We start from the raw sequence: 14,064 nt of genomic DNA on the forward strand, positions 1-14,064 counted from the left end.
TCAGGCGAAGGCGGCCGTCGCCGCGGCCCGCAGCGACTCAATCGCCGCCTGCGGGTCCTCAGCGCCGTAGACCGCTGACCCCGCCACGAAGACATTTGCGCCGGCTTCGGCAGCGCGGGCAATCGTGTCCTCGCTGATGCCACCGTCCACCTGGATTGCCACCTTGACCCCGGCGTCCTCGACGGCGCGGCGGGCGCGGCGGATCTTTGGCAGGGTCACGTCCAGGAAGGACTGGCCGCCGAACCCCGGCTCCACCGTCATGATCAGGAGCATGTCCAGTTCCGTGAGCATGTCCAGGTACGGCTCGACCGGCGTGGCCGGACGCAGGGCCATGCCGGCCTTGGAGCCGCGGGCCCTCAGCTCGCGGGCGAGCTTGATCGGCGCGGCCGCTGCCTCGACGTGGAAGGTGACGGAAGCCAGGCCGGCGTCCGCAAACGAGGGCGCCCAGCGGTCCGGCTCCGCGATCATCAGATGCGCGTCCAGCGGCACCGGGCTGACCTGCTGGAGCCGCTGCACCACGGGCAGGCCGATCGTCAGGTTCGGCACAAAGTGGTTGTCCATGACGTCCACATGCACGGCGTCGGCGTTGGCGATCCGGCCAAGTTCGGCTTCAAGGTTCACGAAATCCGCGGAGAGGATGCTCGGGTTGATGCAGCACTGTGTCACGGGGGCGTCACTTTTCTTTCTTGCGGAGCAGGGCAAGGAACATGGCGTCGGTCTGGTGCACGTGCGGCCACAGCTGGGCGGTTCGCTCGTGGCCGGCATTGAGTCCGCCGGAGAGGCTGACCTCGTCGAGCGCGGCGCCGGCGTCCAGCAGTTCGACGTCGGGCCGCTTGCGCAGGATGTCCTGCACGACGGCGTCGGTTTCGGCCGGGTGCGGGGAACACGTCACATACCCGACGACGCCGCCGGGCTTGACCGCGTCAAGCGCCGAGGCGAGCAGCTCCCGCTGCAGCGGGCCGAGGGCCGCGAGGTCTGCCGGCTGCCGGCGCCAGCGGGACTCCGGCCGGCGGCGCAGGGCTCCGAGGCCGGTGCAGGGCACGTCCACGAGGACCCGGTCGAAGCTTTCCGGCTGCTCCTTGCCGACGTCGCGACCGTCGCCGACGCGCACCTGCCATGTTTGCTCGGGCACGGCGGCCAGCGCGGAGCGGACCAGCTTGGCCCGGTGCTCTGCCGGCTCGTTGGCCAGCAGGGTGGCGCCGCTGCCGGCGGCGAGGGCACCGAGCAACGCTGCCTTGCCGCCGGGGCCGGCGCAGAGATCAAGCCACCGCTCCCCGGCCGGGTGGTCGGAGGCCACGGGCGCAGCGGCGACGGCGCGGGCAACCAGCTGGGACCCGACATCCTGGACCCGCGTGGTGCCCTTGCGCACGGATTCGAGGCGGCCGACGTCGCCGCCGCTGAACAGGGCAGAGTCTTCGGCCAGCGGGCCGGGCCGCGCGCCCGCCTGCAGTGCCTCATTGAGGCTGCCGAGGCCGGGCAGCGCGACGAGGTTGACGACCGGTGCGGCGTTGTCCGCCTCCAGCAGGTCCTCGATCTCGCCGGCGGAGCGCCCGTGGCCGACCAGCGACTGGCGCAGCGCCCGGACGATCCATTCGGGGTGGGAGTAGCGCAGCGCGTCCTTGCGCGTCGCGTCAGTCTCCCCTTCTGTCAGCTCGGCGAGCCAGGTGTCCAGGTCCTTCGACGAGACCTTGCGCAGGACAGCGTTGATGAGCGACCCCGGCCCGGCCCCGATCACCGCGCGCGCCAGGCCCACGGTCTCATCCAGGGCGGCGTGCGCGGGCACGCGCATGGCCAGCAGCTGATGCGCGCCGATGCGGAGGGCGTCCAGCACGGCAGGGTCCAGCTTCTCCAGCGGCCGGTCCACGCAGCGGGCCAGGATGGCATCGTAGGTGCCTTGGCCGCGCAGCGCTCCGTAGGCCAGCTCAGTGGCGAACCCGGCGTCGCGCTTGTCCAGACGGTGGTGGCGGATGCGCGCGGGCAGGACCAAGTTCGCGTAGGCGTCCTCGGCGGACACCGCGCGCAGCACTTCGAAGGCGACGAGACGGGCAGGATCCGCCCTGCGGGTCCGTTGCGCCGGTGCCTGCCGGCTGAACTGGCGGTCGCCGCCGCCGCGGTTGCGTTCCCGGCCCTGGGCGTTCCGCCGCGCACCGGGGCGGCCCTGGTGCCGGCTGCCGCCTTGGTTCTGCTCACTCATTCGAACACCACGCCCTTCGTCCATTCAGCTGGCGCGAGTCCGCGCGCCCAGTCCGCTGCCGGCATTGGTTTCCTGCCGGCCGGCTGGACCGTCCGCAGCTCGAGTGCGTAGGAGCCGGTGCCTACCAGCACAGTTTTGCCGGACACTTCCACACGGCCGGCCGCCAGGTCCCGCCGGTCGGGACGCAGCGCGGGCGGCGACAGCTTCACGCGCTGGCCGTCCAGTGTGGTCCATGCGCCCGGCTCCGGAGTGACGCCCCTGGCCCGCCGGTTGATGGCGATGGCCGGTTGTTTCCAGTCCAGCCGGCCGTCCTCGAGGCTGAGCTTGGGGGCGAGTGTCACGTCACCGCGCTGCGGCTCCGCGGCAGCGGTTGCGCTCCCGATCGATCGCAGCGTCTGGACCAGCAGCACCGCCCCGGAGCGGGAGAGCCGTTCCAGCAGGTCCCCGCTGGTGTCCTCCGGCCGTACGGTTTCCGTCATGCGGCCGAAGACCGGGCCGGTGTCCAGGCCTGCCTCAAGCTGGAAGGTGGAGGCGCCCGTAACGTCGTCACCGGCGATGACGGCGTGCTGCACCGGAGCCGCGCCGCGCCAGGCCGGCAGCAGCGAGAAGTGCAGGTTGACCCAGCCCGCGGCGGGAATCGTCAGTGCGCGCGGCGGCACGAGGCCGCCGTAGGCTACGATCGCCGCGACGTCCGGCCGCAGGTCCGCGATGGCGGCGACGGCGTCCTCATCAATCCGCGCGGCCCGGATGACGGGCAGCCCCAGCTCCCCCGCGCGCACCGCGACCGGGGAAGGCGTGAGGACTCTCTTCCGTCCGAGGGGCGCGTCCGGGCGGGTGAGTACGCCGACGACGTCGAACCCGGCGTCCACGAGCGCGTCCAGTGAGGGCACTGCCACGGCCGGCGTGCCCGCGAAGAGGACCCTCATGCCGTTCCGCCGAAGCTGGAACCGGTGCCGAAGCTCGAGCCGACGGTCCGGGCCCGTTCGCTGGTGGTGCGCTCGGCCACCTGGCCGTATTTGGCGTTGCGGATGGCCTTCATGGCGGCGGCGCGCTCGTCGCCGACGAGGCGGTTGATGTAGAGGGTGCCGTCGAGGTGGTCGGTCTCGTGCTGGAGCGCCCGGGCCAGCAGGCCTTCTCCTTCGATCACGACGGGGTTGCCGTCCTTGTCCTGGCCGCTGACTCTCGCCCATTTGCTTCGCGGCGTCGGGAACCCCAGTCCGGGCACGGAGAGGCAGCCTTCCGAGCCTTCCTGCGGCTCGTCGCCGGTTTCCAGCACCGGGTTGACCACGTGGCCCACCTTCCCGTCGACGTAGAAGGTGAAGACGCGCAGGTTCACCCCGACCTGCGGGGCCGCCAGTCCGGCGCCGTCGACGTCGAGCATCGTCTCTTCCATGTCGGCGACCAGCTTGGCCAGCTCGGGCCCGAATTCCGTGACGGGTTCGGACCGTGTGCGCAGCACGGGATCACCGATGATCCTGATGCCCAGGATGGCCATGGACGGGATTTCCTATCTGTCGGCGGTGCAAAGGACTCCGAACAGTCTAGTTGTCCGCGCGGGCTACTTGTCCGGGCCGGCGGAGGACACCGCGACGGGCTCGGGGGCCGGGGCGACGGGAGCGGCTGCCGGCCGCGGCGGTGCGATGGGCAGCAGAGCCGCACCCGCTACGGCGGAGACTCCGGAGGTCTCCCAGACGCGGCGAAGTGCGTAGAACTTGTGCCAGTGGTGCTTGAGGACCTCGGGGTTGGCGCGCATCGGGCGCACCTCCGTCTCTCCGACGGCCACGCCGAGCAGGATCGGGTCCTCCCCGTGCTTCCACGGCTCCCAGGTGCCGGACGCGGCGTCGACCAGGCTCTCCTGGGCCTTCATGCCGGCTACCAGCTGCATGACGACCTTCGCGTCCAGCGGCTTGACGGCGCCGTAGCGGTCCGTCCCCTTGGTCTTGTAGTCGATCAGGCAGGTCCTGCCGCCGATGCGCGCGACAAGGTCCAGCGTGCCGGCGTAGCCCACTTCGGCGTTCCAGACGGTGATCTCCGGCTCGATCGGCTGGACGCCGTAGGCGGTCCACCACTCGTCGAACCGGGCGGCGAAAGCCTCCTCGCCGTGCGCGGCGAGTGCCTCCCTAGCCAGGCCGAGGGTGTTCGGCCGGTCGAGCGCCCGCAGCGCGACCTGCTCGCAGTAGGTGTGTACCCGGTCCCCGCGCTGCGCCGCGGTGTCGCGGTGCCGTTCAGCGGCGAGAGCAGCCTCCTTGACGATGATCCCCATGCGGGAAGGATCGCTTACGGCGTCCGCGAGGCGGGGATCCCGCGCCATGCTTTTCGCAGCCATCTGGCTGAACCACCAGTCGAGCGAGGACGGCGCCTGTGAAATCACCGTCGTAATGGAGGGCACTGTCGGCTGTTCGCTCAGGGAACGCGAGTACATGCGTCCGCGGTCCGTGTCGTGCGCGAGGGCGGGGGAAGTCATGTCTTAAGTCTGCCAGTTGCCACCGACGATCCCGGAACAAGAAAAGGGCCCCTCTCCGTGATGGAGAAGGACCCTTCATGCTCGTGGGCGATACTGGGTTCGAACCAGTGACCTCTTCGGTGTGAACGAAGCGCGCTACCACTGCGCCAATCGCCCGCTGCATATGAATCGTAACCGACGATCACCCGGTTCGCGAATCGGGCGGCGGACGGCGCCGTCGTCGCACTTTTGCGCATGGCGGGGGCTTGCCCGCGTGGTTGAATGACAAGTGTGTGATTCCCAAAAACCGCTAGATTCCGCGGATTTTGGGGGCTCGGAAGGCCCGATTTGGTGTTTACGGAAACCTTCTGTAGAGTTTTTACTCGCAGGAACACGAAAGAAAAGTTCGAAGGAAACACACGTTTCCAGAGAAAATCCGAGTGAACTGCAATGCGGACGTGGCTCAGTGGTAGAGCATCACCTTGCCAAGGTGAGGGTCGCGGGTTCGAATCCCGTCGTCCGCTCGCAAGTCGATGACTAGCAGGCCTGGAGCCTGAGGCTAGGTCACGGTGGGGTGGCCGAGAGGCGAGGCAGCGGCCTGCAAAGCCGTATACGCGGGTTCGAATCCCGTCCCCACCTCGAATCCATTGGATTCAATCCGGATTTGCTCCGGGCGATTGGCGCAGCGGTAGCGCGCTTCCCTGACACGGAAGAGGTCACTGGTTCGATCCCAGTATCGCCCACCACATCAAAAAGGCAGTCTCTGCGGAGGCTGCCTTTTTCGTGTCCCCGAATCCGCGTGCGCTCTCAGCGGAATCCTTGAACCGCCCAGCGCCGCTCGTTACGATCGAAACAGCCGGAGCGATCTGGCTCCGCGGAGAGAAGGGAGGTGGCCGTGTCTGTATTTGACGATCTGAAGGGCAAAGCTCAGGATCTGATCAGCGGAAACGAGGACGCCATCAGGAACGGCATCCAGAAGGCCGGAAATTTCGTCGATGAGAAGACCGGCGGCAAGTACGCCGACCAAATCGACGCCGTCCAGAACGGTGCCGGGAACCTCGTAGGCGGTCTCGGCCGCGACGACGCAGCTCCCGATGCTCAACCGGCCCCGGGGCCGGCATCCCCCGCATCGCCGGAGGATCCCCGGCCATAAGGTCCGGTCCCCAGGATTCAGTCAAAGGAGCGCTGGCCCTGCCGAGAGGCAGTGCCAGCGCTTTGACGTTTAAGGGCAGGTACGTCCGACGCCGCCCGCGCCGCGCCTGACAGCTTCCCCGTCGCGTTTCCACGTCCGGGCAGTATTCTTCCCCTGGGGCCGAAGACGGCCGGGAAAGCGACAGCCGGGGGCGCAGACGGACGCGTGGTCATGAGGGCGCTGCGGTCGGCTGTGCTGACGGTGGATTCCGTCGCGTTGCTGTGCCTGCTGCTGCTGCGCGTGGGGGGCTGGCTGTCGCCGCCTCCGCAGGACGGTGAGGGCAGATTCTGGCTCGGCCTGCTGCTGGCCTACGGGCTTCTGCTGTTGGGCGCCGTCACGGTGGCGCTCAACGTGACCTATCTGGTGGCGCTGGTGTTCAGGCACGGCCGGTACGACAACCGGTACGGCACCGCCAGCCGGGCATTGATCTGGATCCTGCCCGCGCTCGCCACACTGCTGCTGCTGGCCTGAGCGGCGGACCAGGACACCGCGCCGAACCGGCGGCCCTCAGGCCGGGACGTGCTCCTGGCCTTCGCGGGCGAGGGCGGTCAGCCTGGAAACGGCCCGGTAGTACTTCTTCATGTAGCCGCCGCCCATCATTTCGGGTGTGAACAGCTCGTCAAAGGGAACCCCGCTGGCCAGGATCGGCACGTCCTTGTCGTACAGCCTGTCGGCGAGCACCACGAAGCGCAGCGCCACCGACTGTTCAGTGATGGTGTGCACGTTGTGCCAGACGACGGCGTCAATGCCGTCGATGAGCTGCCGGTACCGGCTTGGGTGGACGCCGGCGAGGTGGCCGATCAGGGACCCGAAGTTGTCCGCAGCGACGACCTGGCCGTCGAATTCGGCCCGCATCCGCTCACGCAGGTGCTTTTCGGGCACCGGTTCCGGCGGCACGGGAAGCCCGCGGTGCCGGTAGTCCTCGCCGTCGATCCGGACGACGTCGAACTGGTCGCTCAGCACCTGGATTTCGCGCTGGAAGTCGACCGCGGCGAAGCGGCCCTCCCCCAGCGAACCGGGCAGCGTGTTCGAGGTCGCGGCCAGCTTCACGCCGGCGTCGGCGAGCTCACGCATCAGCCGGGACATCAGCACGGTGTCCCCCGGGTCGTCGAGCTCGAACTCGTCGATACAGACCAGCTTGTAGCTGCTCAGCGCCTCGACGGTCTTGCGGAAGGACAGCGCGCCGACCAGGTTGGTGTACTCCACGAAAGTGCCGAAGGCTTTGGGGCCCTCGACGGCGTGCCAGAGCGAGGCGAGCAGGTGCGTCTTTCCGACGCCGAAACCGCCGTCGAGATAGATGCCCGCCCGGCCGGCAGGCTTCTTGCCGCCGAAGAGCTTGCGCAGGCCGCTGGGCGCCTTCTCGTTCACAGAGCCGGCGAAGTCCTCCAGGGCGCGCACCGCTGCTGCCTGGGACGGCTGGGACGGGTCCGGCCGGTAGCTGCCGAAGGACACCGAGCCGAAGCGCGGCGAGGGGTAGAAGCCCTGGAGGAGTTCATCGACGGATACCGCGGGCGTCCGTGAGACGAGCTGCTCGATGTGTACCACTGGTGGTCCGTTCCTCCTCCGCGCCGCAGGGCGCAATGCTGAGGCGGCACCTCGGGGCCGCCGCTATGCAACAATACCGGCTCCTGTGTGACTGCTTGTGACCGCACGGCGCATGGTGCCTGCCGGAGTGACTATCGTGGAGCAGGAGAGGTGCCGGCCGGTGCGTCAACCGTCCGGACGGCTAGCGACGCACAACGCGAAAGGTACTTCCATGCCCTACCCCGCAGAACAGAACGAAAAGTTTGCCGCCTACGCCCACCCGGAACGACTGGTCTCCACCGGCTGGCTGGCTCAGGCCATCGAGTCCGGCGCCACCAAGGACGGTTCCCTCGTGATCGTCGAATCCGACGAGGACGTCCTGCTGTATGAAACCGGACACATTCCGGGCGCGGTGAAGATCGACTGGCACACCGACCTCAATGACGAAGTGACCCGCGACTACGTGGACGGCGCAGCCTTCGCCAAGCTTGCGGGCTCGAAGGGCATCGGCCGGGACACCACGGTTGTCATCTACGGCGACAAAAGCAACTGGTGGGCCGCCTATGCCCTGTGGGTCTTCACCTTGTTCGGCCACGAGGACGTGCGCCTGCTCGACGGCGGACGCGACAAGTGGGTCGCCGAGGGCCGGAGCCTGACCACCGAGGAAACCGACGTCACCGCCGTGGACTACCCGGTGGTCGAGCGCAACGACGCCCCGATCCGGGCTTTCAAGGAAGATGTGCTCGCCCACCTGGGCCGGCCGCTGATCGACGTCCGCTCCCCCGAGGAATACTCCGGCGCCCGCACCCACATGCCGGCCTACCCCGAAGAGGGCGCACTGCGCGGCGGCCACATCCCGACGGCGGCGTCCATCCCGTGGGCGAAGGCAGCGGCCGAGGACAGCACCTACCGCAGCCGGCAGGAGCTCGAGAACCTGTACCTGGGCGAGGCGGGGCTGAAGCCCGGCGACGACGTCATCGCCTACTGCCGGATCGGCGAACGCTCCAGCCACACCTGGTTCGCGTTGAAGTACCTGCTCGGTTTCGACACGGTGCGCAACTACGACGGATCCTGGACCGAATGGGGCAACGCCGTACGGGTGCCGATCGTGAAGGGCAGCGAGCGGGGCTCCGTCCCGGCCGCCCGCTAGGCATCAGCCGTAGACTTGAGCCTGTGAGTACCACCGCACTGCCGGCATCGCTGGCCGAAATTGTCGATGACTTCCAGGCCTTGGAGGAGCGGGAGCGGCTCCAGCTGCTGCTGGAGTTCTCCCGCTCCCTGCCCGAGCTCCCCGAACGCCTGAGCGACCACCCGGAACTGCTCGAGCAGGTCGTGGAGTGCCAGTCGCCGCTGTTCCTGACCGTGGAGGTCGACGGCGACGTCGTCCGCCTCTACTTCAAGGCGCCGCAGGAGGCCCCCACGACGCGGGGCTTCGCCGGCGTGCTGCACGAAGGCCTTGACGGGCTGAGCCCCGCCGAGATCCTCGCGGTGCCCGACGACATGCCGGAGCAGCTGGGCCTGACCCGGGCCATCACGCCCCTGCGGATGCGGGGCATGACCGCGATGCTCGGCCGCATCAAGCGCCAGCTGGCCGCCGCCTCCGCCGGCTGACGCTGCGATGAGCCACAAGCACGCCTCCGCAGGGACCCCGGCGACGGCGGCCCTCACCAAGGCCGGCGTGCCGTTCGAGGTCAGGGCGTACGAGCATGATCCGGCCCAGACGCAGTTCGGACTGGAGGCGGCGGAAGCGCTCGGCGTCGACCCGGCCCGGGTGTTCAAGACCCTGATGGTCCAGGTCGAGGGCAGGCTCGCGGTCGCCGTCGTGCCGGTCAGCGGGAACCTGGACCTGAAAGCGTGCGCGGCGGCCTTCGGCGCGAAGAAAGCCGCCATGGCCGACCCCCGGGACGCCGAACGCCGCACCGGCTATGTCCTGGGCGGCATTTCGCCGCTTGGCCAGCGGCAGCCCTCCCCCACGGTGATCGACTCGAGCGCGCTCGAGCACGACCGGATCCTCGTCTCCGGCGGCCGGCGCGGGCTCGACATCGAGCTCTCGCCCGCGGACCTGCAGACCCTGACCCGCGCCGTCATCGCCCCGATCGGCAGTCCGGGCCAGCGCTAGGCAGTCGCCTGCGAGCCCGGACGGCTGGCCCGCAGGCGCGGGGCGAGCCAGGACGTCACCACGGTCTCCCACCGCTGCGGATCAACATTCCACTCCTTGGTGTGCAGGGCGCCGTGGAACGGGACGAAGGTGACGATCTGCGGGTTCCGCAGCGCGAGCTCCTGCGAAGGACCGTAAGGCACAAACTCGTCGTCGACGCTATGCACGATCAGCGTGGGTGTGCGCAGTTCCTCCGCGCGGGTCACCCAGTCCATGCTTTTCAGGTCCAGCGGAGCGGCGAGCCCGGTGAGCCGGCGGCCCAGCGGATGGCTGATCAGGAGCTGGCCCAGCCTGCCGGCCGCGGACGGGATCCGGTTCAGCTCCGCCTGGTGCGCCAGCACGTCCACCCAGTCCACCACCGGGGCGTCCAGCACGAGCGCCCGGATGCGCTGACGGTGCCGGGACCTGTCGACCGTCTGCAGGCAGATCGCCCCGCCCATCGACCAGCCGAACAGGACGACGTCGGCGGCCCCGTTCGCCAGCGCGTACTCAATCGCCGCGTCGACGTCGCGCCACTCCGTCATGCCCAGTCCGTACCGGCCGTCCTCGGCCGCCGGTGCCTCGCCGTCGTTGCGGTAGGAAATCACCAGGCTGGTCATACCCAGGTCGCGGGCCGGGCGCACGGCCCGCAGCCCTTCCATCCGGGAAGCACCGCGGCCGTGCACCATGATGGCCCAGGTCTGCGCGTCATTCTGCGCGTCGTTCTCGGCGCGCACCAGCCACGCCGGGGCGGATCCGTTCTCCAGGGCGAGCTGGACTTCTTCCTCCGCGAGGCCGACGGCGGCCGGGTCCGCGTAGACGGCACCGCTCCAGTAGCCGCGGCGGGCGGCGGAAAGGTCCCCGCTGTAAACCCGCTCCACCACGCGCAGCACGGTTCCCTCGCGGGGCACGTAGGAACGGACGGCACCGATCACCGCGTGGCCCCGGCCGCCGTCAAAGAACAGGCTGTACCGGCCCGGCACCACCGTGTCGTCGTTGGCCCGCAGGATGACTTGCTGCTCGGCTCCCGCGCTGATCACCGCGAGGATTTCCTGGTCCTCCGCCCGCGTCGGCAGCGGGGTCACCACCCGGCGGGCGAAATACGTCGCCGCCCCGGAAGTGACGGCAGCGGCCAGCGAGCCGGCGGCCGCGCCGATGCCGATGCCGACCCCGGTCCATTTCACCCACGACGGGGCGGGGACGCGCGTCGGACCGGTCGCAGGGGCCGCAGAGGTTGCCATGGCTCCATTCTGACCGGCGTGCGGAGCCGGGTCGAGCAGGCCGGCCGCAGGGTGTCGCGTGCCGTCCGGCCGCCCCGTCTGACAGCACCGGCCCCCGGCGCTACGCTAGGGGCATGAGCGAGAGCATCGTGATTCTCACCGAAGAGCCGCTGACCGGCGCGGATGTCCGTAATATCAACAGCCTGCGGGAGGGGACCGACGCCGGACTCGTCGTCCTCGTGCCCGCCGACACCGAGCGGAACCTGCTCGTGGACTTCCTCGAGAACCTTTCCCTGCTCGACGTCGCCCGGGCCTTCCGGGAACTTGGCGAACGGGGGCCGAATGCCACCGAGGCGAGGGCTGAGGCCAGTGTCGCACTGGAAGCCTCCCTGGCGGCACTGCGCGCCGCCGGCGCACCGGTGTCCGGCGAGGTCGTCGAGGGCGACCCGGTGGCCGCCCTCGTGGCCAAGGTCGGGCAGACCGGGGCCAGCCAGGCCGTCGTCGTCACCCGGCCGCACGCCATTTCGGACACCTTCCACACCGACTGGGCCAACAAGGCCCAGCACAAACTCGGCCTTCCGGTACTGCACCTGTACTCGGGGTCGGGATTCATCGGCGATTCCTGAGCGTTAAGAGGACCATGAGCATTGAACGAGAGACCCGGACACCTGCCGTGAAGAACGCTGCCCTGAAGAGTGATGAGCAGTGGCGCCAGGAACTGACCCCCGAGGAGTACCAGGTGCTCCGGCAGGCGGGTACGGAGCGGCCCTACACCGGCGAGTTCTGGGACACGCACACTGCCGGCGTCTACACGTGCCGCGCCTGCGGGGCAGAACTGTTCACCAGCAAGGAGAAGTTCGATTCGCACTGCGGCTGGCCGTCCTTCTGGGCCCCGCTGGCCGAGGGCACGGTCAAGTACCTGCACGACCGCACCCTGGGCATGGAGCGCATCGAGGTCCGCTGCGCCAGCTGTGATTCGCACCTGGGCCATGTCTTCGAGGGCGAGGGATACGACACTCCCACGGACCAGCGGTACTGCATCAACTCGATCTCGCTGCGGCTGCGTCCCGTCGAAGGCTGAGCGCGAGGCCAACCCGGGGCGCCTGCTTCCGCGCGGAGCAGGCGCTCCTTGGCGTTCCGAGCCTAAGTCTTTCTTATTCTTCGGCCCTTGATAGAACAGGTGTCCTTGCGTCTGGCTACGCTGGAAGGGATCCTTGCGCTCCGCTGAAGAAAGGCCCGACAGTGTTCGAAACCAACGCCGTGTTCCTGGCCGCCAACCACCGCGTGACCGCGGCGGATCCGGCGTGGCTCCGACTGAAGGCCGCTGCCGCCGCGCTGCAGCCGCTGCAGGAGCAGAACGGGTCCATTCCGGACCCGTCGGCGCACGGGACGGCTGCGGAGCGCGTGCGGACCATCATTTCCGCGGTCGAGGAACTGGCGCCCGCCTTCCCGCATGACGCCGACTACCTGGCCCGCCTGGTCACTGACTTCCGGAGCTGGTCCGAAGGCGGATTCGGCGTCCCGGACTTCCTCGACTCCCTGCAGGCCTTCCAGCCGCAGTTGAACCGGGCCGACGGGTTGCAGCACCTCGTGGTGTTCCCGATGTACACCCAGAACGGCAGCAGCAACCGGCTCGTCGAGGCGGTACTGGTCGAGGTGGTCTGGCCGGACTTCGTGGCCGACCTGGAAGCCGGGGATTACTCGAACAAGCTCTTCGTGCCGATCCGCTTCCTCGACTTCACGCCGGGCTACGACACGAATTCGGCGGTCCTGTTCCCGGAAACCGTTGCGGTGCGCGAGACCCCGACGTTCACCTGGGGCGCGATCTTCGCGGACCGCGAAGCTGCACGTTTCCGCCGCGTGATCCGCGCGGCCGCCGAGGTGACGTCGCTGGAGCTTCCGGCCGACGCCGCGGAACTGCTGGAGGACCAGCAGCTCGCGGAGGAAACCTTCGTGATGTGGGACCTGATCCACGACCGGACGCACATGCGCGGCGACCTTCCCTTCGACCCGTTCATGATCAAGCAGCGGATGCCGTACTTCCTGTACTCGCTCGAGGAACTGCGCTGCGACCTCACCGCATTCCGCGAGTCGGTCCGGATCGAAAAGGACGAGAAGGCCTCCCCCGAAGCCCGCCGGCACGCGCGGCTCGTGCAGTACGCGGTGATCTTCGACCGGATCTTCCGCTTCGCCCTGACCGGATCCCGGGTGCGCAACTACGACGGCCTGGGCGGCCAGTTGCTGTTCGCCTGGCTCCACCAGCACCACGTGCTGCACTGGACCGACACCAAGCTCAGCATCGACTGGGCCGCGGTGCCCGACGTCGTGATAGCCCTCGGCCGCAAGATCGAGGACCTCTACTGGCGCTCCATCGACCGGCCCAAGATCGCCCACTGGCTCGCCGCCTACGAACTCGTCTCGGACACGCTCACCCCGCACCCGGCATCCGTGTGGGCAAAGGGCCCGGAGGCGCTGCCGCTCAGCGGAGCTCCGCGCGGCCTCACCGACCAGGTGCTCGACGACGAATTCCCGCTGTCGATGTTCTACGAGGCGCTCGAAAAGAAGATGCGCCCGGTGATCGAGTCGACCGCCGGCATCACCGGCGAAACCGACGCCGGAACCGCCGCGGACGCCGCCTGATGGCCGACCTTTCGGCGCGGACGGTCCTGATCGCCGGCGGCAGCAGTGCTGCCGGCATCGCCGCCGCCCGTGCGCTGCGCGCCGCCGGCGCCCGGGTGCTGATGGTGGGCAGCGACCGCGGGCGGATCGAGGAAGCCGCAGCCGCAGCCGGCGGTGCCGTACCGCTGGTGTGCGACCTCGCCGACGCCCCCGCCGTGCAGGTGCTGGCCGCCGACGTGCACGAGCGGTTCGGGAAGGTCGACGGGGTGCTGCACCTGGTCGGCGGCTGGCGCGGCGCGGACGGCATCACCGGCCAGACCGACGCCGACTGGGAGTTCCTTTCCCGCAACATCGTCACCACCCTGCGCAACGTGGTCCGCGCGTTCTACGACGACCTGCTGGCCTCCGCCGCCGGCCGGCTGGCCATCGTCTCCTCCACCGCCGTCACGTCCCCGACCGCCGGCGGCGCGGACTATGCCGCAGCCAAGGCCGCGGCGGAAACGTGGGTGCGGGCTGTGGCCAGCGGCTTCGCGGCCGCCCAGGGCACCGACCTGCACAGCGCCGCCGTCGTGTTCGCCGTCAAGGCGCTCGTCGACGACGCCATGCGCAGCGCCCACCCGGAGCGCCGCTTCCCCGGCTTCACCGACGTGACCGCCGTCGCCGACGCGTGCACAGCCCTGTTCGAGGAGCCCGCCGGCGGGCTCAACGGCGCACGCCGGGTGCTCTGACCCGCAG

16 protein-coding genes and 4 tRNA genes are annotated in these 14,064 nt (G+C 69.3%); 12 read left to right on the forward strand and 8 right to left on the reverse strand.

Features of this window, described 5'->3' with window-relative positions:
• From rpe to KIH31_RS05535, 6 genes are all read right to left on the reverse strand, one after another.
• On the reverse strand, positions 1–666 hold the full coding sequence (gene rpe, locus KIH31_RS05510) for a ribulose-phosphate 3-epimerase (protein ID WP_214426070.1): 666 nt from the start codon (positions 664–666) through the stop codon (positions 1–3).
• A gap of 7 nt (positions 667–673) precedes the next feature.
• Entirely contained in the window at positions 674–2,194 is a 1,521-nt protein-coding gene (locus KIH31_RS05515; protein ID WP_250545493.1) for an RsmB/NOP family class I SAM-dependent RNA methyltransferase, read from the reverse strand.
• Positions 2,191–3,120 (reverse strand): methionyl-tRNA formyltransferase, encoded by a 930-nt coding sequence (fmt, locus tag KIH31_RS05520; protein WP_214426072.1) that lies wholly within the window; start codon positions 3,118–3,120, stop codon positions 2,191–2,193. The genes KIH31_RS05515 and fmt overlap by 4 nt, the downstream gene beginning before the upstream one ends.
• Positions 3,117–3,689, reverse strand: a complete 573-nt coding sequence (gene def, locus KIH31_RS05525; protein WP_214426073.1) for a peptide deformylase — start codon at positions 3,687–3,689, stop codon at positions 3,117–3,119. The genes fmt and def overlap by 4 nt, the downstream gene beginning before the upstream one ends.
• Before the next feature lie 63 nt (positions 3,690–3,752).
• A complete protein-coding gene (locus KIH31_RS05530; RefSeq protein ID WP_214426074.1) occupies positions 3,753–4,658 on the reverse strand; it encodes a cytochrome in 906 nt (301 codons plus the stop codon).
• Between the two features lie 84 nt (positions 4,659–4,742).
• Positions 4,743–4,814 (reverse strand) — tRNA-Val (locus KIH31_RS05535).
• A 275-nt stretch (positions 4,815–5,089) separates the two neighbouring features.
• Between KIH31_RS05535 and KIH31_RS05540 the strand changes: the two genes are divergently transcribed.
• The 5 genes from KIH31_RS05540 to KIH31_RS05560 all read left to right on the forward strand — a co-directional run bounded on the left by KIH31_RS05540 (position 5,090) and on the right by KIH31_RS05560 (position 6,300).
• A tRNA-Gly gene (locus tag KIH31_RS05540) sits at positions 5,090–5,161 on the forward strand.
• A gap of 44 nt (positions 5,162–5,205) precedes the next feature.
• A tRNA-Cys gene (locus tag KIH31_RS05545) sits at positions 5,206–5,276 on the forward strand.
• A gap of 32 nt (positions 5,277–5,308) precedes the next feature.
• Positions 5,309–5,383, forward strand: a tRNA-Val gene (locus tag KIH31_RS05550).
• A gap of 143 nt (positions 5,384–5,526) precedes the next feature.
• Positions 5,527–5,790 (forward strand): antitoxin, encoded by a 264-nt coding sequence (locus KIH31_RS05555; RefSeq protein WP_374224849.1) that lies wholly within the window; start codon positions 5,527–5,529, stop codon positions 5,788–5,790.
• Positions 5,791–6,000: 210 nt separating this feature from the next.
• On the forward strand, positions 6,001–6,300 hold the full coding sequence (locus tag KIH31_RS05560; protein WP_214426076.1) for a hypothetical protein: 300 nt from the start codon (positions 6,001–6,003) through the stop codon (positions 6,298–6,300).
• Between the two features lie 36 nt (positions 6,301–6,336).
• Here KIH31_RS05560 and zapE read toward each other — a convergent pair whose 3' ends face one another.
• A complete protein-coding gene (gene zapE / locus KIH31_RS05565; protein ID WP_214426077.1) occupies positions 6,337–7,374 on the reverse strand; it encodes a cell division protein ZapE in 1,038 nt (345 codons plus the stop codon).
• Positions 7,375–7,585: 211 nt separating this feature from the next.
• Here zapE and KIH31_RS05570 point away from each other — a divergent pair, with 211 nt between their 5' ends.
• The 3 genes from KIH31_RS05570 to ybaK are packed head-to-tail and all read left to right on the forward strand — an operon-like array spanning position 7,586 to position 9,472.
• The gene (locus KIH31_RS05570; RefSeq protein ID WP_214426078.1) at positions 7,586–8,503 is read left to right on the forward strand and encodes a sulfurtransferase; all 918 of its coding nucleotides are present in this window, start codon (positions 7,586–7,588) and stop codon (positions 8,501–8,503) included.
• Between the two features lie 23 nt (positions 8,504–8,526).
• Positions 8,527–8,964, forward strand: a complete 438-nt coding sequence (locus KIH31_RS05575; RefSeq protein ID WP_307857552.1) for a SufE family protein — start codon at positions 8,527–8,529, stop codon at positions 8,962–8,964.
• Between the two features lie 7 nt (positions 8,965–8,971).
• Positions 8,972–9,472: a Cys-tRNA(Pro) deacylase gene (gene ybaK / locus KIH31_RS05580; protein ID WP_214426080.1), complete on the forward strand. Its 501-nt coding sequence runs from the start codon at positions 8,972–8,974 to the stop codon at positions 9,470–9,472.
• On the opposite strand, the gene KIH31_RS05585 is transcribed toward ybaK, so the two are convergent.
• Positions 9,469–10,731: a S9 family peptidase gene (locus tag KIH31_RS05585; RefSeq protein ID WP_214426081.1), complete on the reverse strand. Its 1,263-nt coding sequence runs from the start codon at positions 10,729–10,731 to the stop codon at positions 9,469–9,471. The two genes, ybaK and KIH31_RS05585, sit on opposite strands and share 4 nt — an antisense overlap.
• Positions 10,732–10,844: 113 nt before the next feature.
• On the opposite strand from KIH31_RS05585, the gene KIH31_RS05590 reads away from it, so the two are divergent.
• The 4 genes from KIH31_RS05590 to KIH31_RS05605 all read left to right on the forward strand — a co-directional run bounded on the left by KIH31_RS05590 (position 10,845) and on the right by KIH31_RS05605 (position 14,057).
• Positions 10,845–11,336: a hypothetical protein gene (locus KIH31_RS05590; protein ID WP_214426082.1), complete on the forward strand. Its 492-nt coding sequence runs from the start codon at positions 10,845–10,847 to the stop codon at positions 11,334–11,336.
• A 14-nt stretch (positions 11,337–11,350) separates the two neighbouring features.
• Positions 11,351–11,791, forward strand: a complete 441-nt coding sequence (gene msrB / locus KIH31_RS05595; protein ID WP_214426083.1) for a peptide-methionine (R)-S-oxide reductase MsrB — start codon at positions 11,351–11,353, stop codon at positions 11,789–11,791.
• 161 nt (positions 11,792–11,952) lie between these two features.
• Positions 11,953–13,350, forward strand: coding sequence for a DUF6421 family protein (locus tag KIH31_RS05600; protein ID WP_307857553.1), 1,398 nt, complete (start codon positions 11,953–11,955; stop codon positions 13,348–13,350).
• Positions 13,350–14,057, forward strand: coding sequence for an SDR family NAD(P)-dependent oxidoreductase (locus tag KIH31_RS05605; RefSeq protein ID WP_214426084.1), 708 nt, complete (start codon positions 13,350–13,352; stop codon positions 14,055–14,057). Before KIH31_RS05600 ends, KIH31_RS05605 begins: the two co-directional genes overlap by 1 nt.
• The last annotated feature ends 7 nt before the right edge of the window (positions 14,058–14,064 follow it).

The sequence above is a fragment of the Paenarthrobacter sp. DKR-5 genome (genome assembly GCF_018531425.1).
Classification (GTDB): Bacteria; Actinomycetota; Actinomycetes; order Actinomycetales; family Micrococcaceae; genus DKR-5.

Coding starts and splice junctions, on each gene's coding strand:
- KIH31_RS05515 (WP_250545493.1), bottom strand. CDS start 2,194: ATGAGTGAGCAGAACCAAGGCGGCAGCCGGCACCAGGGCCGCCCCGGT.
- fmt (WP_214426072.1), bottom strand. CDS start 3,120: ATGAGGGTCCTCTTCGCGGGCACGCCGGCCGTGGCAGTGCCCTCACTG.
- def (WP_214426073.1), bottom strand. CDS start 3,689: ATGGCCATCCTGGGCATCAGGATCATCGGTGATCCCGTGCTGCGCACA.
- KIH31_RS05530 (WP_214426074.1), bottom strand. CDS start 4,658: ATGACTTCCCCCGCCCTCGCGCACGACACGGACCGCGGACGCATGTAC.
- KIH31_RS05560 (WP_214426076.1), top strand. CDS start 6,001: ATGAGGGCGCTGCGGTCGGCTGTGCTGACGGTGGATTCCGTCGCGTTG.
- KIH31_RS05570 (WP_214426078.1), top strand. CDS start 7,586: ATGCCCTACCCCGCAGAACAGAACGAAAAGTTTGCCGCCTACGCCCAC.
- ybaK (WP_214426080.1), top strand. CDS start 8,972: ATGAGCCACAAGCACGCCTCCGCAGGGACCCCGGCGACGGCGGCCCTC.
- KIH31_RS05585 (WP_214426081.1), bottom strand. CDS start 10,731: ATGGCAACCTCTGCGGCCCCTGCGACCGGTCCGACGCGCGTCCCCGCC.
- KIH31_RS05590 (WP_214426082.1), top strand. CDS start 10,845: ATGAGCGAGAGCATCGTGATTCTCACCGAAGAGCCGCTGACCGGCGCG.
- msrB (WP_214426083.1), top strand. CDS start 11,351: ATGAGCATTGAACGAGAGACCCGGACACCTGCCGTGAAGAACGCTGCC.
- KIH31_RS05605 (WP_214426084.1), top strand. CDS start 13,350: ATGGCCGACCTTTCGGCGCGGACGGTCCTGATCGCCGGCGGCAGCAGT.